Here is a 20,451-nt window from a genome sequence, read left to right as displayed (position 1 = left end):
CATCCGGTACACCTGCCTGAAAATGGCCGGATTTGCACGGCAATGCGGGCTACCGCCTGCCGAAAGACGATGTCTGGCGCAATGGGACGGACGGCTGGAAGGGTTTTTATGAAGACGATGAAGGCTTTTGGGCAGGATAACGCGCAGGGTTTGAGCATGTTCCGCACGGTTGCAGGTATCACGGCGATAGGCGTGCTGCTCAGCGCCTGCACGAGCCCGACCTATGGTACGGGCAAGACTGCGGCAGAACAGCTTGTAGACGACCTCGGCAACGCGACTTCGATCACCGGCAACGATCAGGAAAAACGTAACCTGAAATACAGCCCGCGTCCCGGTCTCGTTGTCCCCGCCCAGTCCCGCGCCGAGCAATTGACGACGCCGCAGCAGAACATGGCGAGCCGCGAAAACAACCCGCAATGGGTCGAATCGCCGGAAGAGACCCGTGAACGCCTGCGCGACGAGGCGGATGCCAATAAGAACAATCCGCATTACCGCTCACCGCTGCTTGCCGGCAACGGCACGGCCGGCCAGATGACCGAAAGCCAGAAATGGGAAGCCTTCCGCAAGGCCAAGGCAGATGCCCAGGGTGGCTCTGTCGTCAACGCCCAGCGCAAGTTCCTGACTGATCCGCCGCAGGAATATCGTAGCGTTCCGCAGGATCAGCTGACTGACCTCGGTGAGCCGGAGCAGAAGAAGGAAAAGCGCCGTAAGAAAGAAGCGGCGATGGCAAACACCGGCAAACCCTGGTGGAACCCCTTCTGATAAAATGAAGGGCTTATGGCCTGCGGGAAAGATTGCATCTCCCGCCGGCTGCTTATTCGTCGAGACGTTTCTCGCGAAAGAATTTCCGCAGAATTTCAGCACTTTCGCTTTCCGCCAGCCCCGAATACACATCAGGCGCGTGGTGGCATGTCGGCTGGCTGAAGAAGCGCACGCCACTATGCACCGCGCCGCCCTTCGGGTCTTCCGCACCGTAATAGAGACGACGGATGCGGGCAAACGAGATCGCCGCCGCGCACATGGTGCAGGGTTCCAGCGTTACATAGAGATCGGCACCGGGCAGGCGTTCCTGTTCCAGCGCCTCGCAGGCCATGCGGATCACGGCGATTTCGGCATGCGCCGTCACATCGTTCAATTCACGGGTGCGATTGCCGGAACGGGCGATGACGCGACCGTCCATAACCAGGACTGCGCCGATCGGAACCTCCTGCCGCTCACCGGCGGCACGGGCTTCCGCCAGCGCCAGTTCCATGAAATGCGTCCTTTCGGCCATTGCGTTTCAATTTCCTCTTAACCCTTGTGCTTGGACCTGATAGGACAGCCCAAACAACAGGCAAACAGCAAATGACTTTTAAAGACAAGCCGAAGCGTGACGGTGGCAAGACTTTTAGCCGCGACAAGAAGCCGAAAGGCCCCGGCAAGCCCGCCGCAGAGCGTGAAAAGAAACCGGTAGAAGCCAAGGCGGCTCCGGTGCAGGAAGCCGTTATGGGCACCAAGCCAGAGCGCATTTCCAAGATCATGGCGCGCGCCGGCGTTGCCTCGCGCCGCGATATCGAGCGCATGATCATGGAAGGCCGCGTGTCGCTGAACGGCGTCAAGCTGGACACTCCGGTGATGAACGCGACTCTTTCCGACAAGATCGAAGTGGATGGCATGCCCATCCGCGGGGCTGAGCGCACGCGCCTGTGGCTTTACCACAAGCCCGCTGGCCTGGTGACGACCAATTCCGACCCGGAAGGCCGCCCGACCGTTTTCGACAATCTGCCGGGTGAATTGCCGCGTGTGCTCTCTATCGGCCGCCTCGACATCAATACCGAAGGCCTGCTGCTGTTGACCAATGATGGCGGTCTCTCGCGCGTGCTGGAACTGCCGACGACCGGCTGGCTGCGCCGCTACCGCGTGCGCGCCCATGGCGAGGTCGATCAGGCAGCGCTCGACAAGCTGAAAGAAGGCATTGCCGTCGACGGCGTGCTTTATGGCGCTATCGACGCGACGCTCGACCGCACCCAGGGTCACAACGTCTGGATCACCATGGGTCTGCGCGAAGGCAAGAACCGCGAGATCAAGAACGTGCTCGGCGCGCTTGGCCTTGAGGTCAACCGCCTGATCCGTATCTCCTACGGCCCGTTCCAGCTTGGCGATCTGCCTGAAGGCAAGGTGCTTGAAGTGCGTGGCCGCATGCTGCGTGACCAGCTTGGTCCGCGCCTCATCGAACAATCCGGCGCCAATTTCGACGCGCCGATCTACGATGCGCCTGTCGCCGACGATGAAGAAGAAAATACGCCCAAGCGCGCGCCCCGGTCCGAATGGGCAAAGAGCGACGCGCCGGAAGGCAAGCCGCGGTTCGACAGGGCTGCCGGCAAACCGGAAGATCGCCGCGAAAAGGCGCTCGGCCGTCTCGACACCAAGCGCGGTGACAAGCCAGCCGGCAAGTTCGGTGGCAAACCTGCCGGGAAATTCGGCGCGAAAACCCGTGGCGAAGAGGATGGCGAAGAACGCCGCCCCGCCCGCCCGCCCGCGGGCACCAGCCGCACGGCCAATGTCTGGATGGCGCCCGGCGCAAAGCCCACCCGTGATGGCAAGGAGCGGAAGTCTTCTGCCCGCGCGGAAGCGGAAAGCTTGTTCAAGAAGCCATCCGCCCAGGCGGAAGCGCGCCGCAACGTCGTCAGGCATGCCGATTCCGAGGGCGAGTGGATCCGTTCGGATTCCCCGCGCGAAGAGGAAGGCGGTCGTGGACGTGGCGACGGCCCGCGCGGTGGAAAGAGCTTTGGAGATCGCGGCGGGAAATCCTTCGGTGACCGCCCGTTCCTTGACAAACCACGGGAAGCGGGAGATCGCCCGCGTGGCGACGGTCCTCGCGGCGACAAGAGCTTCGGAGATCGCACCGCACGCGGTGGAAAACCGTTTGGCGACCGTCCGTTCCGTGACAAGCCACGTGAGGAGGGTGATCGCCCGCGCAGCGACCGCCCCCGCGGCGAGAAGAGCTTCGGAGATCGCACAGCACGTGGTGAGAAACCTTTCGGTGAGCGTACGTTCCGCGACAAGCCCCGCGAAGACGGTGATCGCCCACGCGGCGACCGGCCTTTCGGTGACAAGCCAAGAGGCGCAAAACCGGGTGGCAAACCCGGCGGCAGGCCCGCATCGGGCAAGCCTTCTTTTGGAAAACCGGGTGAACGTGGCGAACGTTCGGGTTTTTCAGGCAAGGGCAAAGGCCCCGGTGGCGGTAGCGGCCCCGGCGGCGGCAAACCGGGCGGCAAAGGCCCGGGTGGCAAACCTTCTGGTGGCAGGGGAATGACACGTAATGCGGATCGTAGGCGGTGAGTTCCGCGGCCGAAATCTGGCCGCGCCGAAAACAAATTCCATTCGTCCGACAATCGACAGGACACGGGAAAGCCTCTTCAATATTCTAAGCCACGCCTATCCGGAAAGTCTTGACGGTACGCGCGTTCTGGACGTTTTTGCCGGAACGGGCGCGGTCGGGCTGGAGGCGCTTTCGCGTGGCTGTCGTGTGGCGCTCTTCGTCGAAAACGGCGTTGAGGGCAGGGGGCTGTTGTGGGAAAATATCGATGCGCTGGGGCTGCATGGGCGTGCCCGCATCCTGCGGCGTGACGCGACCAAGCTTGGCGGCGTCAACAATATCGAGCCCTTCGATCTCCTGTTCGCCGATCCGCCCTATGGCCAGGGCCACGGGGAGAAGGCATTTGCTGCTGCCCATGCTGGCGGCTGGCTGGCCCCCGGTGCGCTCGCCATTCTGGAAGAGCGCGGCGATGTTGTGGTCAATGTCGAGCCGGTGTTCAAACCGCTCGAAAGCCGCATCTTCGGCGACTCGAAAATGCACTTCTACCGCTACGAGCCCTAGAGCATTTCCAGCAAAAACGGCCCCCGGTTTCCGTGCGGAAATGCCGCAAAACAAAGAGTTAGATTGTTTTCGCGATTTGAAGAAAAGCGAAAACGCTCTGACGGCAGCACTTTCCCGTCACGTCACGGTCTTGTCTTGTTTGCCGAATAGGCAGAGGCTTTGCCGTGGAAAGGGTCTTGGGTATTTGGCATGGAGCAGGGTCTAAACGACAGCGTCACAATGGTTCACGCCGGGCAAGAGGCGATCGATGCCAGCCGCGAGAGCGGCCATGAGCCGACATTCGGCCTGGCGCTTGGCGGCGGTGGCGCACGCGGCATCTGCCACATCAACGTTATCGAGGCATTCGACGAACTAGGCATTCGCCCGGTCACGCTTTCCGGCTCCTCCATCGGCTCCATCATCGCAGCAGGCATGGCGGCCGGCATGAGCGGCAAGGAAATCCGCGAATATACGCTTGAACTCATGGGGCGGAAGGGTTCGGTCGCCAACCGTCTCTGGAGCCTTGGCCCCTCATCCATGCGCCATGCGGTCGATGGCTTTCGTCTTGGCCAGTTCAATCTCGAACTCATTCTGCACGCCTTGATGCCGCAGGCCCTGCCGAAGGATTTTTCCGAACTTGCCATTCCCCTGAAAGTGGTAACCACGGATTATTATGCGCAGACCGAAGTGGTGGTGGAAACCGGCGAGATCATTCAGGCGCTGGCGGCTTCTGCGGCTATTCCGGCTCTATTCATGCCGGTGCGCGTTAACGGCCGCATCATGATCGATGGCGGCATCTTCAATCCCGTGCCCTATGAGCATCTGATGGATCAGGCCGATATCATCGTCGGCATCGATGTGGTTGGCGGCCCTGAAGGTGATGGCACCACCATGCCGAACCGGCTGGACAGCCTGTTCGGCGCCAGTCAGCTGATGATGCAGGCGGCCATTGCCCTGAAACTCAGATTGCGCCCGCCGCATATTTTCCTGCGCCCACCGGTGCACCGTTTCGGCGTGCTGGATTTCCTCAAATCGGAAGAAGTGCTGAACGCTTCCGCCGGGATCAAGGATGATCTGAAACGGCAGATCGAAATGCAGGTGGAACTGTTCCATCGCGGGCAGGGCGTGGAGGCTTGAGCGGTACTCCTTGAGTATTCGCTATGGGCGAGCGCGTGCCGCTTAGTGGGTGACTGCTATTTCACCCTCGTCTTCGTCCTCTTCTTCCTCGCGCTTTTCCACCTTGTTCTTCGGCTTCATCAGTGGCTCGGGTTTCACTTCGCGCACCGGCTTGTTGTGCAGCATCTGCCTGCCGGCGGCGAGCCCTTCCACGGCCTGTAGCTGCAATCTCTCCTCGTCGCGCTCGCGTATGTCGTCGGAAATGGCAAGCGCCCTTTCGCCGTCCATGTCCAGCCCTTCCAGAATGCGGCGGCCAAACAGCAGGCCGGATTCCAGCGTCTCGCGGATTTCGTATTCCACGCCCTTTTTCCTGAGATCGAGGGAATGAATGCGGTCATAGGAGCGGGCATAGATGCGCACGCTGGGAAATTCCGACTGGATCATGTCGATGATGCGGTCGGTGACTTCCTTTTTATGGGTGCAGACCGCCACGAGATCGGCGCGCTCTATGCCAGCCGCGATCAACACGTCCTTGCGTGTACCATCGCCAAAAAAGATGCGGAAACCGAAGCGGGAAGCCTGACGTACACGATCAGCCGAACTGTCGATGACAGTCACGTCGCGCCCACCGGCAAGCAGGATTTGCGAGGCGATCTGGCCGAAGCGCGAAAAGCCGATCATCAGCACATCGGCGCCAGCCCCGTCAAAATCCTCGTCCAGCGTGTCCTCATCGGCATCCTCCGCCGTCAGCCGGCGAGAAACCACTGCCAGCAGCGGCGTCAGCGCCATGGAAAGCGTCACGATGGCGACAAGGATGGAAGCCGTCGCCTGCGGAAACAGGCGGGAGGCGGCGGCAGTGGAAAACAGCACGAAACCGAATTCGCCGCCCTGCGCCAGCAGCAGCGCGATACGGCTCGATGCATAACGGGATGAACCGGCGATGCGGCATAGCCCATAGATTACGGCCGCCTTCACAGCCATCATCGCCGGCACGGCGATCAGGATGAGAAGAATGTGCTCGTAGACGATGTTGATGTGCAGCGACATGCCGACAGCCATGAAGAACAGCGCCAGAAACAGCCCGCGAAACGGCTCGATATCCGCTTCCAGCTCGTGCCTATAGGAGGATTCCGACAGCATCAGCCCGGCCAGGAGCGCACCCATGCCCATCGAAAGCCCAACCGCCTCCATGATGGCGGCCGCACCGATGACGACGAAGAGGGCGGCGGCGATCATCACCTCCCGCGCACCCGTGCGGGCGATGATCTGGAACATCGGCGTCAGCAGATAACGCCCGGCCAACACCATGCCCGCCACCGCGACAACGGAGGCGACGAGATCGTAGGCCATCGAATCCGTCGGCACGTCCGGGCGGTTGGAAAGAATGGTGACAAGGGCGAGAAGCGGTACGATGGCGAGATCCTGAAACAGCAGGATCGAGAAGGACCGGTTGCCATGCCGCGTATTCATGTCGCCATCGTCTTCAAGAATCTGCAACGCAAAGGCGGTGGAGGAGAGTGCAAGGCCGAAACCCGCAACGAGGCTGCCGCGCGCGTCGATCAGCCCGGCCCACCAGGCAATCAATGCCAGCACGCTGCCCGTCACCAGCACCTGCGCCAGCCCCAGCCCTAAAATATCGCGCCGCATCTGCCATATGCGCGATGGCTTGAGTTCGAGGCCGATGATGAAGAGCAGGAAAACCACGCCCAGTTCCGAGACGTTGAAGATATCTTTCGCGTCTGTCACCAGATGCAGGAACGGCCCGATGACGATGCCCGCCACCAGATAACCGAGCACGGTGCCAAGGCCGAGTTTGCGGAAAATCGACGCCGCGATGACAGCGCCGGCCAGAAGCAGCAAGGGTTCGGAAAAGAGAGCGTCGTGCTCGGTCATGCTGGCTGACTTTCGAATATGGTGGCGACAAAGCCTTGTCGATGGAGAAAGCGGCGTTTCGCCCTTGATGCGGGGTTGATGGCACAATAAATGGAACAGGAATGAAAGGCCAACTCATGTCCTCAGAAATAGATTCTTCCAAACTTCTCGATCGCGCCAGCGAGCTTGTCGATCTTGCCCGTGCTGCAGGCGCGGATGAGGCGGATGCCGTCGTCGTCCGCTCTCGCTCGCAATCGGTCGGCGTCCGGCTTGGCAAGGTGGAAAGTACCGAATCCTCCGAAAGCGATGATTTTTCGCTTCGCGTTTTCGTCGGGCGGCGGGTGGCGAGCGTTTCGGCCAATCCCGGCTTCGACCTGAAGACCCTGGCGGAACGGGCGGTGGCCATGGCGAAGGTTTCGCCGGAAGACCCCTTCGCCTGCCTGGCAGACAAGGAACGGCTCGCAACCTCCTACGACGATCTCGAGCTTTTCGATGCGACCGAGGTCTCTACAGATCAATTGCGTGAGGCAGCGCTCGCCTCGGAAGAGGCGGCGCTTGCCGTCAAGGGCGTCAGCAATTCCTCCGGTGCTGGCGCATCGAGCGGCATGGGCGGCCTCGTCCTTGCCACCTCGCACGGTTTTTCCGGCAGCTACATGGGCAGCCGTTTCAGCCGTTCCGTCAGTGTCATCGCCGGCGAGGGCACGAAGATGGAGCGCGACTACGATTTCGACAGCCGCCTCTATTACGCCGATCTGGATGCAGCCGAAGAGATCGGCCGCCGCGCCGGCGAAAAAGTCGTGCGGCGGGTCGGCCCGCGTCAGGTCGATACCGGCAGCAATATTACCGTGGTTTTTGATCCCCGCATCGCGCGCGGTTTCGTCGGCGCCATTGCCGGCGCGATCAATGGCGCTTCCGTTGCCCGCAAGACCAGCTTCCTGCGCGACAGGATGGGGCAGCACGTTCTGAAAAAGGGCCTTTATCTGACGGACGATCCGCAGATCGTTCGTGGCCCCTCGTCGCGTCCTTTCGATGGCGAGGGTGTCCGGGGCGAGAAGATGACGATGATCGAGGACGGGGTGCTGAAGCATTGGTTCCTCTCTACCTCGGCAGCGCGTGAACTCGGCCTTGAAACCAACGGTCGCGGCGTGCGCGGTGGCACTTCGGTATCGCCGTCCTCAACCAATCTCGCGCTGGAGCCAGGCGATATTTCGCCGGAAGATCTGCTGAGGGACGTCGGAACCGGCTTTTACGTCACCGAATTGATTGGCCACGGCGCCAACATGCTCACAGGTGAATATAGCTGCGGTGCGAGCGGCTTCTGGATCGAGAATGGTGAAAAATCCTTCGCGGTTTCCGAGGTCACCATCGCTTCGAACCTGAAGGACATGTTCATGCGTGTCACGCCGGCTAACGATATCGACCGTAAATACGGTGTCGCAGCACCGACACTTGCTATCGAAGGCATGACGATAGCGGGCAAGTGAGGCGACCTGCGGGTTGTTTTCGCCAGCACTTTGTGTGCAAGTGCGAAGGGAAAAACAGGCGCGCCGTATGAGGCGCGCGGAAAAGACGGCAAAATGAACGATATGGCTGAGGCCCGCTGGGCTTCCGATCTGAGGCTGGTCCTCGAAGCCGCACGCAAGGCGGGCGAGACGGCCCTCGGTTTCTTCCGCAAGGACCCCGAGGTCTGGTGGAAGAATGGCGGGCTTTCACCGGTCAGCGCGGCCGATTACGCGGCAAACGAAATTCTCGAAACCATCCTGCGTACCGCCCGGCCGGAATATGGCTGGCTGTCGGAAGAGACGGATGACGATACGACAAGGCTGGCCCGCTCCACCGTCTTCGTCATCGATCCCATCGACGGAACGCGCGCCTTCATCGGTGGGCGGGATACCTGGTGCGTCAGCGTCGCGGTGGTGCATGAGGGGCGACCGGTCGTTGCCGCCCTTGTTGCGCCTGCACTCGCAGAGGAATTCACCGCGCTTGAAGGCGGCGAAGCGCTGAAGAACGGCAAGCCGATTTCAGCCGCCCGCGAAAACACCGGCGTCTTCCATCTGGCCGCACCGGAAGACGTGATTACGCATCTGCCGGAAGAGGTGCGCAGCACCGTCAAGCGCATTCCGCATGTGCCCTCGCTCGCCTACCGGCTGGCGATGGTGGCGGATGGCCGCATCGATGGAACGCTGGTCAAGGCGAACTCGCACGAGTGGGATCTGGCCGCCGCAGACCTTATCCTCGAAAGGGCAGGCGGCAGTCTGGTCGGACTTGATGGAAAACCCCTGATGTATAATCGCCGCGAGGTAAACCACCCCGCATTGTGCGCTGCAGCAGAATATGCGCTTCCCGCGCTTTTGAAAGCGTTTTCACATCTGTCCGATGGTTGACGTTTGCCCGGAAATCCCGCAGATGAGGGGCTCTCAGAGCTTAAGAAAGAGACAAGACATGACGGAATCTGGCAAACAGAAACAGCTGCTGCACCTTGTGTTCGGCGGCGAACTGGAAAATCTTCAGGATGTTCAGTTCCGGGATTTGAATGCGCTCGATATCGTCGGCATCTATCCTGACTACGCTTCCGCGCTGACCGCGTGGAGATCCAAGGCGCAGATGACTGTTGATAACGCCCATATGCGTTATTTTATCGTGCATATGCACCGTCTTCTCAATCCCGACGATAAAAATTGAGTCCTTTTGCCCTTGCGTTGTAATACTATTGGGTGAAGGCGAGTTTTCCCGTGATTCCTGCCCGGAATGGCAGGCAGGAAATTCGGTTGCGAGAAAACGTGATCGCGCTTTTGTTTCCGATGATAAAAAATGACGCAATTTGAGAAGAAGTAGGCGGCGATAACAACAAAGAACAGGGGCAGGGCATTGCGCGGAATGATCAAGGGCAGAATGTCATGAGCAGCCGTATCGCACGTTTCGCTCTTTCCGGTTACAGGATTGCCGGTATCGCCGCTTATCCGTTTGCACGGCCTTATCTTTCCTATCGGGCCGCAAAGGGCAAGGAAGACAAGCGCCGCCGTCTAGAACGTTTCGGATACGCCAGCGCGGAGCGCCCCCGTGGCCCGCTCGTCTGGTTCCATGCCGCAAGTGTCGGCGAAACGCTCGCCCTCATTCCGCTGATCCGCGAAATACGCAAGCGCGATATCTTCGTGCTTTTGACCACAGGCACCGTCACCTCGGCCGAGCTGACCCGTACCCGGCTTGGCGATGATGTGATCCACCAATATGTGCCGCTCGACATCAAGATCGCGGTCAACCGTTTCCTCGCCTACTGGGCACCGGATGCCGCCATCACCGCTGAATCAGAAATCTGGCCGGTGACGATGATGGAGCTGGAGCGCCGGCACATTCCGCAGATCCGGGTGAATGCGCGGCTCTCAGACCGTTCCTTCGACCGCTGGAACAACCGGCACGACATTGCGGAATCGCTGTTCTCCAAGCTGGCGCTGGTGGTTGCGCAATCCGATGTCGATGCTGAACGCTTCCGTGATCTCGGCTCCTGGCCGGTGGTTATATCCGGCAACCTCAAGGGCGATACGGATCCGCCGCCTTGCGACGAAGCTCTGCTCGAGCACTATCGCAGGCAGATCGGCACCCGCAAGACATGGGCGGCGATCTCCACCTTCGACGGTGAAGAGAAGGCAGCAGCCACCGTGCATGCGGCGATCAAGTCGCGCAACGGTCAATTGACCATCATCGTGCCGCGCCACCCCGAGCGCGGCGACGACGTGGAAGCCATGCTGAAGGGCATGGGGTTGACCGTGGCGCGCAGAAGTCGCAACGACGTGATCACGCCGGAAACCGATATCTTCCTCGGGGATTCCATTGGCGAAATGGGGCTTTACCTGAGGCTCACCGAACTTGCCTTCGTCGGCCGTTCGCTGACGGCCGAGGGTGGGCAGAACCCGCTGGAGCCGGCAATGCTGGGCTGCGCCGTACTGTCAGGCGCGCATGTACAGAATTTCCGCGAGGCCTATCAGAAGCTGATCCGCGCCGGCGGCGGGCGCATCGTCCGCGATGTCGAGATGCTGGCCAAGGCGGTGCATTACCTCTTGGTCAACGACAATGAACGCTACAAGATGATCGATGCCGGCAACCGGGTCATTCAGGACATGCGCGGCGCGCTTTCCGCCACCGTCAAGGCGCTGGAGCCCTACATCAACCCGCTCACAGTCACCGCCAAGCTGCAACCGCGGAGTGCCATCGGTTCATGGTAGCGGATATGGAGATTGATGCGACCCAATCGATTGCCGCAGTCCTTTTCGACAAGGACGGTACGCTGTTGGGTTATGACGCAAGCTGGGGGCCGGTGAACCGTGAACTTGCGGCGATTGCCGCCAAGGGCGATCCCGTTCTTGCGGACCAGCTTCTCGCCGCCTGCGGCATGGATCCGGTTACCGGGCATGTGGTGCCCGACAGTCTTTTGGCTGCCGGCAATACGGCGGAGATAGCTGCCGGTCTCGTCGCCGCCGGTTCGCCTTGCGATGTCGTGGAGTTGACTGCGCGGCTCGACCGGCTATTCACTGAAGCAGCGGATAAATCCGTGCCGGTCACCGATCTCAAGGCATTTTTCGCAAGGCTCAAGGCACGCGGCTACAAGCTTGGCATCGCCTCCAGCGACAACGAAAAATCCATCCGCCAGACGGCGATCCGTTTCGGTTTCGAAAGCGATGTCGATTTCGTCGCGGGTTATGACAGCGGTTACGGCACGAAGCCGCAACCCGGCATGGTTCTCGGTTTCTGCGACGCGATTGGTCTTGCGCCTGCACGCGTGGCAGTGGTCGGCGACAATAATCACGATCTGCACATGGCGAGAAATGCCGGCGCAGGATTGCGCATTGCCGTTCTCACCGGAACCGGCTCGCGCGAAAGCCTTGGCGCCGACGCCCATTATTGTTTCGATGATATTACCGCGCTGGAAACCCTGCTTCCGGAACGCGTTGTTTAGGTCATGTCCCCGCAGTGCGCGCCACTTGTCGCACAAGATGGGAAGAGACAAGCTGCGCATGTATAGCCGGGTTTTGCAATTCAGGGTTTTTTCTGGCAAATACCCATGTGACTTATCGAATTTAAGCGCAATGCCGTGGGTGATGCGGCCGGGAGCAGGCATATATGGTTTCTGAAGCGCCGCCTTTCTGGTGGCAGAAAGCAGGCTGGCAAGCCTGGCTGTTATCACCGTTTTCCCTTCTCTACGGCAATGTTGCCGGCCGGCGGATGCGCACGGCAAAACGGGCGAGCGTTCCCGTTCCGGTCATCTGCATCGGCAACTTCACCGTGGGTGGTGCAGGAAAGACGCCGACCGCAATGGCAATCGCCCGAGCCGCCACCGCAAAGGGCCTGAAACCCGGCTTCCTGAGCCGTGGTTATGGCGGCACACTTGATGCCACCACCCTCGTCGATCCCGCGCAGCACCGCTCCGCTGATGTCGGCGATGAACCCCTGCTGCTTGCCCGCGAGGCGGTGACGGTCATCTCCCGCAAGCGGGTGGAAGGTGCACATCGGCTGGTGAAGGAGGGCGTGGATCTCATCATCATGGATGATGGCTTCCAGAGCGCACGCCTGACGCTGGATTATGCGTTGGTCGTTATCGATACGGTGCGTGGCATCGGCAACGGCCATCTTGTGCCGGGCGGCCCGGTCCGGGCGCCGCTTGCCGAACAGATGCGGCATATGACCGGACTCTTGAAGGTCGGTAACGGCCATGCGGCCGATCCGCTGGTCAGAACCGCGGCAAAGGCCGCCAAACCGGTTTTCGTCGCGGCGATAAAGCCGCAGGAACCGCAGGATTTCAGGGGAAGGCGCGTGCTGGCCTATGCTGGTATCGCCGATCCCGCCAAGTTTTTCCGAACTGTCGAGGGGCTTGGTGGCGAAATCGTGCTGCAGCGCTCCTTTCCTGACCATCACCATTTCAGCGATGACGAGATCGCCGATCTTCTGCAGGACGCGGATAAGGAAAACTTGCAGCTGGTGACAACGGCCAAGGACGCCGTGCGTCTTAACGGGCACCATGGCCGTGCGGAAGAATTGCTGTGGAACAGCCTGGTGATCGAGGTCGACATGGTGTTCGACGATCCCAATGCGGCCACAACGATTATCGAGACGGCGGTGCGGAATTGCCGCACCCGTTTGCTGCGGGAAAATGCGCGGACGTCAATTTAGAGCATCTCGGAACGCAAGCCGCCGGGCACTCACCCCCTCATTCCTGTGCTTGTCACAGGAATTGAGCAGCCCTCAGCGCGAAAAGAAGAATTCGCACACGCGGCCATTTCGGGCGTGCTTCCGCGCCTGATCAGGCGGGCAAATTACCAGCCTTGCGCTCTGCCTCCAGTGAGGCGCTGGCATCCACATAGGCTTCCTGCCGGGCGACGCTCCAGTAGCGCAGCTCGTCGACCGGAATGGTCTTGCCGGTGATGGCGCATATGACATGCGAGCCAGTCTGCACGATCCGGAAGTCACCGTCGAGATATTCGATGACGGCGATGCGGTTTCCGCCTCCCTCAAATCTGTTCATCCGTTTTCGTCTCCTGCTATGTCCTGTCAGTGCATCCAGCCCGAAACGGCGTAGCGTTCTCCTGAACAATCCGGATGCTCCAGTCCCTTGAATTTATATCGCTGAGCTACGCCCAAGGCCAGCCCTGCCTGCTTGCCCCCGGGGTTAAGGCTCAGCTTCGGCCGAAGAGACGTTCTATATCGGAAAGTTTTAGCTCAATATAGGTCGGACGACCGTGATTGCACTGTCCTGAACCCGGCGTGTTTTCCATCTGCCTTAAAAGCGCGTTCATCTCCTCCGGCCGCATGCGCCGCCCTGAACGCACCGAGCCGTGGCAAGCCATGGTGGCGGCGACATATTCCAGCTTGTTGGCAAGCGTGGAGGCAGCGTCCCATTCAGCGATCTCGTCGGCAAGCTGCCGCACCAACCCCTGCACGTTGACCTCGCCAAGCATCGCCGGCGTTTCGCGAACCGCGACCGCCCCCGGCCCGAAACGCTCGATGACCAGTCCCAGCGCATCGAAACCAGCCGCATGGTCCATCAGCCGGTCGCAATCCTCTTCGGGAAGGTCGATGATCTCAGGAATGAGCAGCACCTGTGAAGGCGGGCGTCTGGAATGCAGCGCATTGCGCATTTCCTCAAACACGAGCCGTTCATGCGCCGCATGCTGGTCGACGATGACGAGGCCGTCTTCCGTCTGCGCGACGATGTAATTTTGGTGCAACTGCGCCCGCGCGGCGCCGAGCGGATATTGTGACGGTTCCAGCGACGGGCTTGCCGAGGCCTCGTAAACCTCGCTGGGTTCTGCCCGCGCGGTCGGCATGGTGATGTCGGAAAAGCGCGATTGCACGGCCTCGGCAAATTGCATGTTCCCGGAAATGGCAAGCGGTCGGGAAGGCGAGGCCGCGGCGGACCATGTCGCAGCGGCAGACGGTCGGAGATTGGACGGGCTGTAGCCGGGGCGAAAGGCGTTCATCATCTGGCTGGCACCAGTCGTCGCCGCCCTGTCACCGTCACGAGTCAGCGCCTGGCGGATCGCACCGACGATCAGCCCGCGAACGAGACCGGGATCGCGGAAGCGCACATCTGATTTCGCCGGATGCACGTTCACGTCGACAAAGGCGGGATCGAGCGTCAGGGACAGCACCGCGACCGGATATCGCCCGTGCGGTACGGTTTCGGCATAGGCACCGCGAATGGCGGACAACAGCAATTTGTCCTGCACCGGGCGACCGTTGACGAAGACATATTGATGCGCCGAGTTGCCGCGGTTGAAGGTCGGCACGCCGGCAAAACCGGAGAGCGTTACATCCTCGCGCCCGGCATCGATTTCGATGGCGTTGTCCTTGAACTCGGCACCGAGAATCTGCGCCATGCGGGCAAGGTGATCGTCGCCGGTGGAGGGGATTTCAAGCGTGGAGCGGTCGGTGCCTGACAGCACGAAGCGGATATGCGGAAAGGCAATTGCCATCCGCTTGACGACTTCGGTAATGGCGGCTGCCTCCGCTCGCTCCGTCTTCAGGAATTTCAGCCGTGCGGGCGTCGCGAAAAACAGGTCGCGCACCTCGACGATGGTGCCGGCATTGGCAGCGGCGGGCCGGACCTCGGAGACTTTGCCGCCGGTGACGGAGATCACCGAACCCTGTTCTGCGCCGTGTTGCCGGCTGGTGATGGAAAGCTTGGCAACCGAGCCGATGGAGGGCAGGGCCTCGCCGCGAAAGCCAAGCGTGCGGATATCGTCAAGCGTGGTGGATATTTTCGAGGTGCAATGGCGCCGGACCGCAAGCTCCAGATCGGCAGGCGACATGCCGGAGCCGTTATCGGTGATGCGCACCAGTCCCTTGCCGCCGCCCGCCGTGGCGATCTCGATGCGCGTTGCGCCCGCGTCGATGGCGTTTTCCACCAGCTCCTTCGTGGCGCTGGAGGGTCTTTCGATGACCTCGCCGGCGGCGATCTGGTTGATGAGGGTTTCTGAAAGCTGCTTGATGGCCATGATCGTCATTTTCGCGGATTCGTCACGGCTTCGAAAGCAAAAAACTCAAGTCGTGAAAGTTTGTACATGTTTTGCGGCCTGCCCGGCGTTTGATCATTTCCGTTCAACGTCAGGTTAAGCGTTAATCCGCCTTTAATCGGCCTTGCATATGGTGAGGCGGCTTGAAATGACTGCAGGAACGAGGCCCCCCTTCGCCGGGTGGTGTGACGTCGTATATGGGTGAACGTCATCTTCCCCTCAAGACTGCTTCAAGTAGCGAACCCTGATGTCTCTTTTGCGGAATTTACCGTTTCATCCCGGCATTTGCCTCGGACGATTCCAATAGAAACATAAGCCTGACCCTGAAAACAGGTGGGAGTTTGCAGTTGAGTGATTTGGCGTCCTCCGGCGCGGGCGTTCATACGGTGATGCTTGATGCCCTTTGCGACGCGCTTGGCGCGGCGATCGTCGTTTACGACCGGAACGATCACATCGTTTTCGCAAGCCGGAAGCTTTTGAGTTTTTTTCCACTGCAAGAGGCCGTTATCGGGCCGGGCGCGCGGCTGCGCGACTATCTGAGCGCGCTTTACGATTGTTATCTTCTGGAAGCGGAAAGCCTGTCCGCCAATGCCCGGCAGCTGGGACGCGAGGAATGGATCGGCGAGCGGCTGGCGCTGCACTGGAAGGAAAGGTCTGAAAAAACCGAGCGGCTGAAGGGGGAGCGCTTCCTGCGCTTCGTCATGAACCGCCTGCCTTCCGGGCTGGGCATCAGCGTCGTTGCCGATATTTCCGAACAGAAGAAAAGAGAAGAACAGTGGCGCATCGACCTCGAACGCGTGCAGCTGATCGAAGACATTCTCGACAATCTGCCGTTTCCGGTCCTCGTCAAGGACCGGAACCTCGCCTATGTCGCCGTAAATAAAGCCGCCTGCACCATGGTCGAGACCAGTGCAGAGAGCATTCTCGGCCGCACGGTTTTCGACCTGCATTCGCGCCAGGTCGCAGGCCGGATCGACGCTGCCGATCGCATGGTGCTGGACAGCGGCACGCCGAGTATCCTTCCCGAAAGGGTGAGGCGCGCGAATGGTGAAGAGGTGCTGACGATTACCCGCAAGCAGCGGGTGGGTCGGCCTGGCCGGCATTTTCTGGTCACGACGATGGAGGACGTGACCGCGCTCGCCACCATCGACGCAAACGGCATGCCCGTCATCCCCTCGCTCGAACATGTCGATTTCGTCGCCTCCACCTATGGTAAGGATGAAGATCGCGATTCCGCAGGCGGTCTGCTGAAAAGCAAGGCGGTGCTGGTGGTTTCCGGAAACGGGCGCTTTGCCGAAGCCGCCTGCCACCGGCTTGCCGCGAGCGGCATGGATCATGCCGTGGTGAGGAGCGAGGAAGAACAGCGTAGTTTCATCGATATCGCCGCTTCCGCAGGCGTCGGCATCGATGTCGTCGTTGTCGACGCCCAGATGAGCGTTACATGCCTCGATATCGCGGCTGCGCATGACCTGCCGGTCGTCACCATCGAGGAAGAGGAGATCGACGCTTCGCTGCTGCATTATCTCGCCGTCGGCCTCAAATCGTCTCCGAAGGAAAAGTCCTCCGACGAGGACTGGGAGATCATGACCGAGGACCTGCCCAAAATCCTCAAGACTGGCGGCGTCTGCGAGATACTTCTCGTTGAGGACAACAGGGTCAACCAGATCGTCTTCTCACAAATCCTTGAGGGATTGGGGCTGTCCTGGCGGCTTGCCACGTCGGGTGAGGAGGCGTTGCGTCTTTTTGAGGAACAGGCGCCGTCCGTCGTCCTGCTCGACACCACGCTTGGCGATATCGACGGTTTTGAGGTCGCCCGCCGTATGCGTGCACTGGCCGGCGACGAGCGCATTCCCATCGTCGGCGTCATCACCCACGCTTTCGAGGGCGATCTCGACAAATGCCTGGCGGCGGGCATGGAAGACATGCTGCTGAAACCCGTCAGTCCCGATATGGTCGATGCCGTTTTCCTGCGCCTTTTCGGCAAGGATGCCCTGCGGCTGCAAGCCTGAAGCTCCTCCATTTCAGCTTTTTGTGTTCGAGCCGCTGGCATTGCGGAGACGCCGCCGCATTTTCGGTGCGCGGTTCTATGGCTTTTTTAATACTTGCCCTGCATTGTGATCGCGGTCGACACGGGATTCACGAGATGCAGGAATGAAACGGGCAGAGCCGCAGGCGTTGCACGTCAGCCAGAACGAGCTGCAGGCGATGGCTTACAGCGATCCGCTGACGGGGCTTGGCAATCGTTACCGTTTGCGGGACAAGATCCGCATGCTCGCCAGCGAGCGTTCCAGCGATCCCGCGCCCTTCACCGTCGGCATTGCGAATATTGACGGCTTCAAACCCATCAACGATCTTTTCGGCGTGCAGGCGGGCGACGAGATTTTGTGCCAGGTCGCGCATCGGCTGAAGGCTTGCATTCCCGATGGCGCCGCCGTGACGCGCCATGATGGCGACGAGTTCGCCTTCGTGCTGCCGCTGGTATTCGAACGCACCGGCGCAGAGCGCATCGGCAACATGATCAAGGACGTGCTTTCTGCGCCTTACGATCTCGGCGACCGCAACGTGCGGCTTTCCTCCTCCTTCGGTTTTGCCATCTATCCCTTCGCCGGCGATGATTTCGAGGATTTGCTGAAAAGCGCCGAGACTGCGCTTTACCGCTCCAAGCGCCGTGGCCGTGGCCAGATAACGGTCTATTCGCGCGAGATTGCGCAGGAAATGAAGCGCGCCACCCAGCTGGAACAGGCGTTGCGTAACGCCATCATCACCGATGCGATCGACGTGCATTTCCAGCCCATCGTCAGGCTGGAAGAAGCGAAGGTCATCGGTTTCGAGGCACTCGCCCGCTGGAACGACCCCGATCTCGGTTTCGTGTCGCCCGCCGTTTTCGTGCCGCTGGCCGAAGAACGCGGTTTCATCGACGCGCTGTCGGAAGCGCTGCTGAGGAAGGCGGCGGAAGCGGCGCTGTTCTGGCCGCGAGAGCTTTTCCTGTCCTTCAACCTGTCGTCCGCGCAATTGATGGATCCCGGCACAACGGATAATATTCTGTCCATCCTGTCGCGTGTCGGCCTTGATCCGCACCGGCTGGAGCTTGAAATCACCGAAACCGCTGTCATGACATCCGCCGATACCGCGCAGCGCATCATCAGCGAATTGCAGGGTGCGGGTGTTCGTATCTCTCTTGACGATTTTGGCACCGGCCAGTCGAGCCTTGGCCGCCTGCGCGACTTCACCTTCGACAAGGTCAAGATCGACCGCGCCTTTGTCTCCCGCATCAGCAGCGACCGTCCTTCGGAACATATCATCAAGGCCATCGTCGCCATGTGCGAAGGGCTTGATCTCGAGGTCGTCGCGGAGGGTATCGAGGAGCAGGCGGAAGAGGAAAAACTGCGCGCGCTCGGCTGCGCTATGGGGCAGGGCTATTTTTACGGCCGCCCCGCCGATGCCGCCGCCACGCAGCGTTACCTTCACGAAAACTATCGCGAGATCCTGTCGGATATTCCCTGAGAAATGGAATGGCCTTGCACATGAGGCTCTAGGGACCTCCCCAACCTCATCCCTGTGACGAGCACAGGAATGAGAAGGCGGCACGCGCCGCGCTTCACAACCGGTAGAGCGGCTCGAACCTGCCCTTCACCTCAATCCCGAGCTCGAATGTCTTTCCATGCTGCGGATTGGCGGCAATGGCGTCGTCGTCAAGATTTTCGCGGGCGGATGTGACGAGAAGGCGCGACGCATCGGGGCCGATGAAGGCCGGGCAGGTCGTCTGTCCCGCTGGCACCAGATAGCGTTCGATGTGGTTGCCGTCGGCATCGTAACGATCGACCGCACCCATCCCCCAGCGGGCGTTCCAGATATGCCCTTCCGCATCGCAGACCGATCCGTCTACGCCACCGTCGATGCCGGCGGTGTCAATGAACACCTCTGCCTTGCCGGTGGGAAGTCCCGTCTCGGCATCGAGCGGCACCTTCATAAGCTCGTTGACCTTGGTGTCGACGTAATATCCGGTCGCGCCATCGGGCGAAAAGCAGATCGAATTTGGAATGCTGACATCGGCAAACAGCTTGGTCACGGTTCCCCTGGCAACGTGGTAGATGCTGCCCGCGCCGATTTGCGCCTTGCGGCCCATGGTGCCGATCCACAGCGCGCCCGAGGGATGCATACGCCCGTCATTGGAGCGGTTGTCGGGCATGTCATTTTCAAGCTCCGCATGCAGCGTCAACACGCCGGTTGCCGTATCGCGAAGGAAAAGGCCGTCATCGGACGCGATCAATTGCTTGTGGTCGCTGATTTTCGCCAGTGCGCTGCCCATGAAGGGCAGGGCGTGCACCGTTTTGCGGCCGGAAGCGAGATGCAATTCATGCAGTTCGCGCCCGATGATATTGAACCACCAGGCCGTGCCGGTCGCCGGGTCGAAAGTCGGGCCTTCGCCAAGCGTCATCGGCGTTTCGTCAAGAACACGTCCGGCAAAGGGAAAAACGGTCGCCATGCTTTTATCCTCCAATTGCTGCATCATAGGCCGAAAGTGTGACGATGGCGCGCTCGCGCACCTCCGCGGCCGTCATGCCGGGCTTGTAGAGACTGGTGCCAAGCCCGAAAGCGAGGATGCCGGCGTTGGTATAGTCGGCGAAATTCTTGTCCGAGACGCCACCGACGGCGGCAATGACCAGATCCTTCGGCAGGATCGTCCGGATCGCATTGATGCCGGACGGGCCGATGATGCTGGCGGGAAAGAACTTCAGCCCGGTTGCCCCGGCTTTTGCGGCAACCAAAGCCTCGGTCGGAGTCAGAACGCCCGGCATCGTCACCATGCCCTTGACGCGCGCGGCGGTGATGACGTCGGCATCGGCGTTGGGGCTGACCATCAGCTTGCCACCGGCGGCGTCCAGCGCATCCACGTCTTCCGTGCTGAGCACGGTGCCGGCGCCGATCAGGCAATCGGCGGGCGCCATCTTCGCGGCGATCTCGATCGAGCGGAACGGATCGGGCGAATTGAGCGGGATTTCGATGGCGCGGAAGCCGGTCTCGATCAGCGCGCCGACGACGCCTTCGGTTTCCTCGGGTTTAAGGCCGCGCAGGATGGCGATCAGCGGATATTTCATGGCGGGGAAGGGGATACGCATG

18 protein-coding genes are annotated in these 20,451 nt (G+C 60.7%); 12 read left to right on the top strand and 6 right to left on the bottom strand.

The genetic code is table 11. The features are described 5' to 3' along the window. The first annotated feature begins 108 nt into the window (after nt 1–108). Entirely contained in the window at nt 109–762 is a 654-nt protein-coding gene (locus tag AC5SEO_RS06825) for a hypothetical protein (RefSeq protein ID WP_019564237.1), read from the top strand. Nucleotides 763–814: 52 nt separating this feature from the next. Here the strand turns inward: AC5SEO_RS06825 and AC5SEO_RS06820 are convergent, their stop codons facing one another. Then, nucleotides 815–1,273, bottom strand: a complete 459-nt coding sequence (locus AC5SEO_RS06820; RefSeq protein WP_013635558.1) for a nucleoside deaminase — start codon at nt 1,271–1,273, stop codon at nt 815–817. 71 nt (nt 1,274–1,344) lie between these two features. On the opposite strand from AC5SEO_RS06820, the gene AC5SEO_RS06815 reads away from it, so the two are divergent. From AC5SEO_RS06815 to AC5SEO_RS06805, 3 genes are all read left to right on the top strand, one after another. Then, the gene (locus tag AC5SEO_RS06815; protein ID WP_313594669.1) at nt 1,345–3,321 is read left to right on the top strand and encodes a pseudouridine synthase; all 1,977 of its coding nucleotides are present in this window, start codon (nt 1,345–1,347) and stop codon (nt 3,319–3,321) included. After that, nucleotides 3,302–3,859, top strand: a complete 558-nt coding sequence (gene rsmD / locus AC5SEO_RS06810; protein ID WP_004432183.1) for a 16S rRNA (guanine(966)-N(2))-methyltransferase RsmD — start codon at nt 3,302–3,304, stop codon at nt 3,857–3,859. Before AC5SEO_RS06815 ends, rsmD begins: the two co-directional genes overlap by 20 nt. A gap of 189 nt (nt 3,860–4,048) precedes the next feature. Then, complete coding sequence (locus tag AC5SEO_RS06805; protein ID WP_174068025.1) at nt 4,049–4,975, top strand: patatin-like phospholipase family protein; 927 nt, start codon at nt 4,049–4,051, stop codon at nt 4,973–4,975. A 42-nt stretch (nt 4,976–5,017) separates the two neighbouring features. Here AC5SEO_RS06805 and AC5SEO_RS06800 read toward each other — a convergent pair whose 3' ends face one another. After that, complete coding sequence (locus AC5SEO_RS06800) at nt 5,018–6,847, bottom strand: monovalent cation:proton antiporter-2 (CPA2) family protein (protein WP_004432178.1); 1,830 nt, start codon at nt 6,845–6,847, stop codon at nt 5,018–5,020. A 116-nt stretch (nt 6,848–6,963) separates the two neighbouring features. On the opposite strand from AC5SEO_RS06800, the gene AC5SEO_RS06795 reads away from it, so the two are divergent. From AC5SEO_RS06795 to lpxK, 6 genes are all read left to right on the top strand, one after another. Next, on the top strand, nt 6,964–8,310 hold the full coding sequence (locus AC5SEO_RS06795; RefSeq protein ID WP_174068026.1) for a TldD/PmbA family protein: 1,347 nt from the start codon (nt 6,964–6,966) through the stop codon (nt 8,308–8,310). A 93-nt stretch (nt 8,311–8,403) separates the two neighbouring features. Beyond that, complete coding sequence (locus AC5SEO_RS06790; protein ID WP_004432172.1) at nt 8,404–9,210, top strand: 3'(2'),5'-bisphosphate nucleotidase CysQ; 807 nt, start codon at nt 8,404–8,406, stop codon at nt 9,208–9,210. A gap of 58 nt (nt 9,211–9,268) precedes the next feature. Next, nucleotides 9,269–9,508: a DUF4170 domain-containing protein gene (locus tag AC5SEO_RS06785; RefSeq protein ID WP_019564234.1), complete on the top strand. Its 240-nt coding sequence runs from the start codon at nt 9,269–9,271 to the stop codon at nt 9,506–9,508. Nucleotides 9,509–9,723: 215 nt separating this feature from the next. After that, on the top strand, nt 9,724–11,046 hold the full coding sequence (waaA, locus tag AC5SEO_RS06780) for a lipid IV(A) 3-deoxy-D-manno-octulosonic acid transferase (protein WP_004432170.1): 1,323 nt from the start codon (nt 9,724–9,726) through the stop codon (nt 11,044–11,046). Beyond that, entirely contained in the window at nt 11,040–11,777 is a 738-nt protein-coding gene (locus AC5SEO_RS06775; protein ID WP_115064354.1) for an HAD family hydrolase, read from the top strand. Before waaA ends, AC5SEO_RS06775 begins: the two co-directional genes overlap by 7 nt. Nucleotides 11,778–11,941: 164 nt before the next feature. Continuing rightward, complete coding sequence (gene lpxK, locus AC5SEO_RS06770) at nt 11,942–12,988, top strand: tetraacyldisaccharide 4'-kinase (RefSeq protein ID WP_174068027.1); 1,047 nt, start codon at nt 11,942–11,944, stop codon at nt 12,986–12,988. A gap of 130 nt (nt 12,989–13,118) precedes the next feature. Here the strand turns inward: lpxK and AC5SEO_RS06765 are convergent, their stop codons facing one another. Continuing rightward, nucleotides 13,119–13,340 (bottom strand): DUF2093 domain-containing protein, encoded by a 222-nt coding sequence (locus AC5SEO_RS06765; protein ID WP_003519053.1) that lies wholly within the window; start codon nt 13,338–13,340, stop codon nt 13,119–13,121. Nucleotides 13,341–13,491: 151 nt separating this feature from the next. Then, nucleotides 13,492–15,312: a DNA mismatch repair endonuclease MutL gene (mutL, locus tag AC5SEO_RS06760; RefSeq protein ID WP_003519052.1), complete on the bottom strand. Its 1,821-nt coding sequence runs from the start codon at nt 15,310–15,312 to the stop codon at nt 13,492–13,494. 407 nt (nt 15,313–15,719) lie between these two features. Here mutL and AC5SEO_RS06755 point away from each other — a divergent pair, with 407 nt between their 5' ends. Both AC5SEO_RS06755 and AC5SEO_RS06750 read left to right on the top strand, forming a co-directional pair. Continuing rightward, complete coding sequence (locus AC5SEO_RS06755; RefSeq protein ID WP_162633856.1) at nt 15,720–17,339, top strand: response regulator; 1,620 nt, start codon at nt 15,720–15,722, stop codon at nt 17,337–17,339. Nucleotides 17,340–17,481: 142 nt separating this feature from the next. Continuing rightward, the gene (locus tag AC5SEO_RS06750; protein WP_174068028.1) at nt 17,482–18,834 is read left to right on the top strand and encodes a putative bifunctional diguanylate cyclase/phosphodiesterase; all 1,353 of its coding nucleotides are present in this window, start codon (nt 17,482–17,484) and stop codon (nt 18,832–18,834) included. Between the two features lie 94 nt (nt 18,835–18,928). Here AC5SEO_RS06750 and AC5SEO_RS06745 read toward each other — a convergent pair whose 3' ends face one another. Both AC5SEO_RS06745 and AC5SEO_RS06740 read right to left on the bottom strand, forming a co-directional pair. Continuing rightward, nucleotides 18,929–19,816 (bottom strand): SMP-30/gluconolactonase/LRE family protein, encoded by an 888-nt coding sequence (locus tag AC5SEO_RS06745; protein ID WP_141193569.1) that lies wholly within the window; start codon nt 19,814–19,816, stop codon nt 18,929–18,931. Nucleotides 19,817–19,820: 4 nt separating this feature from the next. After that, nucleotides 19,821–20,450: a 2-dehydro-3-deoxy-6-phosphogalactonate aldolase gene (locus AC5SEO_RS06740; RefSeq protein WP_111796236.1), complete on the bottom strand. Its 630-nt coding sequence runs from the start codon at nt 20,448–20,450 to the stop codon at nt 19,821–19,823. Nucleotide 20,451 lies beyond the last annotated feature (1 nt).

The organism is Agrobacterium sp. K11 (assembly GCF_059429395.1).
The sequence above is the reverse complement of the archived record's forward strand: the minus strand, read 5'-3'. Positions and strand labels throughout refer to the sequence as shown.

Bases quoted from the DNA above. Each gene is read 5' to 3' on its own strand.
- AC5SEO_RS06825 (WP_019564237.1), top strand. From the start codon at position 109: ATGAAGACGATGAAGGCTTTTGGGCAGGATAACGCGCAGGGTTTGAGC.
- AC5SEO_RS06820 (WP_013635558.1), bottom strand. From the start codon at position 1,273: ATGGCCGAAAGGACGCATTTCATGGAACTGGCGCTGGCGGAAGCCCGT.
- AC5SEO_RS06815 (WP_313594669.1), top strand. From the start codon at position 1,345: ATGACTTTTAAAGACAAGCCGAAGCGTGACGGTGGCAAGACTTTTAGC.
- rsmD (WP_004432183.1), top strand. From the start codon at position 3,302: ATGCGGATCGTAGGCGGTGAGTTCCGCGGCCGAAATCTGGCCGCGCCG.
- AC5SEO_RS06805 (WP_174068025.1), top strand. From the start codon at position 4,049: ATGGAGCAGGGTCTAAACGACAGCGTCACAATGGTTCACGCCGGGCAA.
- AC5SEO_RS06800 (WP_004432178.1), bottom strand. From the start codon at position 6,847: ATGACCGAGCACGACGCTCTCTTTTCCGAACCCTTGCTGCTTCTGGCC.
- AC5SEO_RS06795 (WP_174068026.1), top strand. From the start codon at position 6,964: ATGTCCTCAGAAATAGATTCTTCCAAACTTCTCGATCGCGCCAGCGAG.
- AC5SEO_RS06790 (WP_004432172.1), top strand. From the start codon at position 8,404: ATGAACGATATGGCTGAGGCCCGCTGGGCTTCCGATCTGAGGCTGGTC.
- AC5SEO_RS06785 (WP_019564234.1), top strand. From the start codon at position 9,269: ATGACGGAATCTGGCAAACAGAAACAGCTGCTGCACCTTGTGTTCGGC.
- waaA (WP_004432170.1), top strand. From the start codon at position 9,724: ATGAGCAGCCGTATCGCACGTTTCGCTCTTTCCGGTTACAGGATTGCC.
- AC5SEO_RS06775 (WP_115064354.1), top strand. From the start codon at position 11,040: ATGGTAGCGGATATGGAGATTGATGCGACCCAATCGATTGCCGCAGTC.
- lpxK (WP_174068027.1), top strand. From the start codon at position 11,942: ATGGTTTCTGAAGCGCCGCCTTTCTGGTGGCAGAAAGCAGGCTGGCAA.
- AC5SEO_RS06765 (WP_003519053.1), bottom strand. From the start codon at position 13,340: ATGAACAGATTTGAGGGAGGCGGAAACCGCATCGCCGTCATCGAATAT.
- mutL (WP_003519052.1), bottom strand. From the start codon at position 15,312: ATGGCCATCAAGCAGCTTTCAGAAACCCTCATCAACCAGATCGCCGCC.
- AC5SEO_RS06755 (WP_162633856.1), top strand. From the start codon at position 15,720: ATGCTTGATGCCCTTTGCGACGCGCTTGGCGCGGCGATCGTCGTTTAC.
- AC5SEO_RS06750 (WP_174068028.1), top strand. From the start codon at position 17,482: ATGAAACGGGCAGAGCCGCAGGCGTTGCACGTCAGCCAGAACGAGCTG.
- AC5SEO_RS06745 (WP_141193569.1), bottom strand. From the start codon at position 19,816: ATGGCGACCGTTTTTCCCTTTGCCGGACGTGTTCTTGACGAAACGCCG.
- AC5SEO_RS06740 (WP_111796236.1), bottom strand. From the start codon at position 20,450: ATGCGTATCCCCTTCCCCGCCATGAAATATCCGCTGATCGCCATCCTG.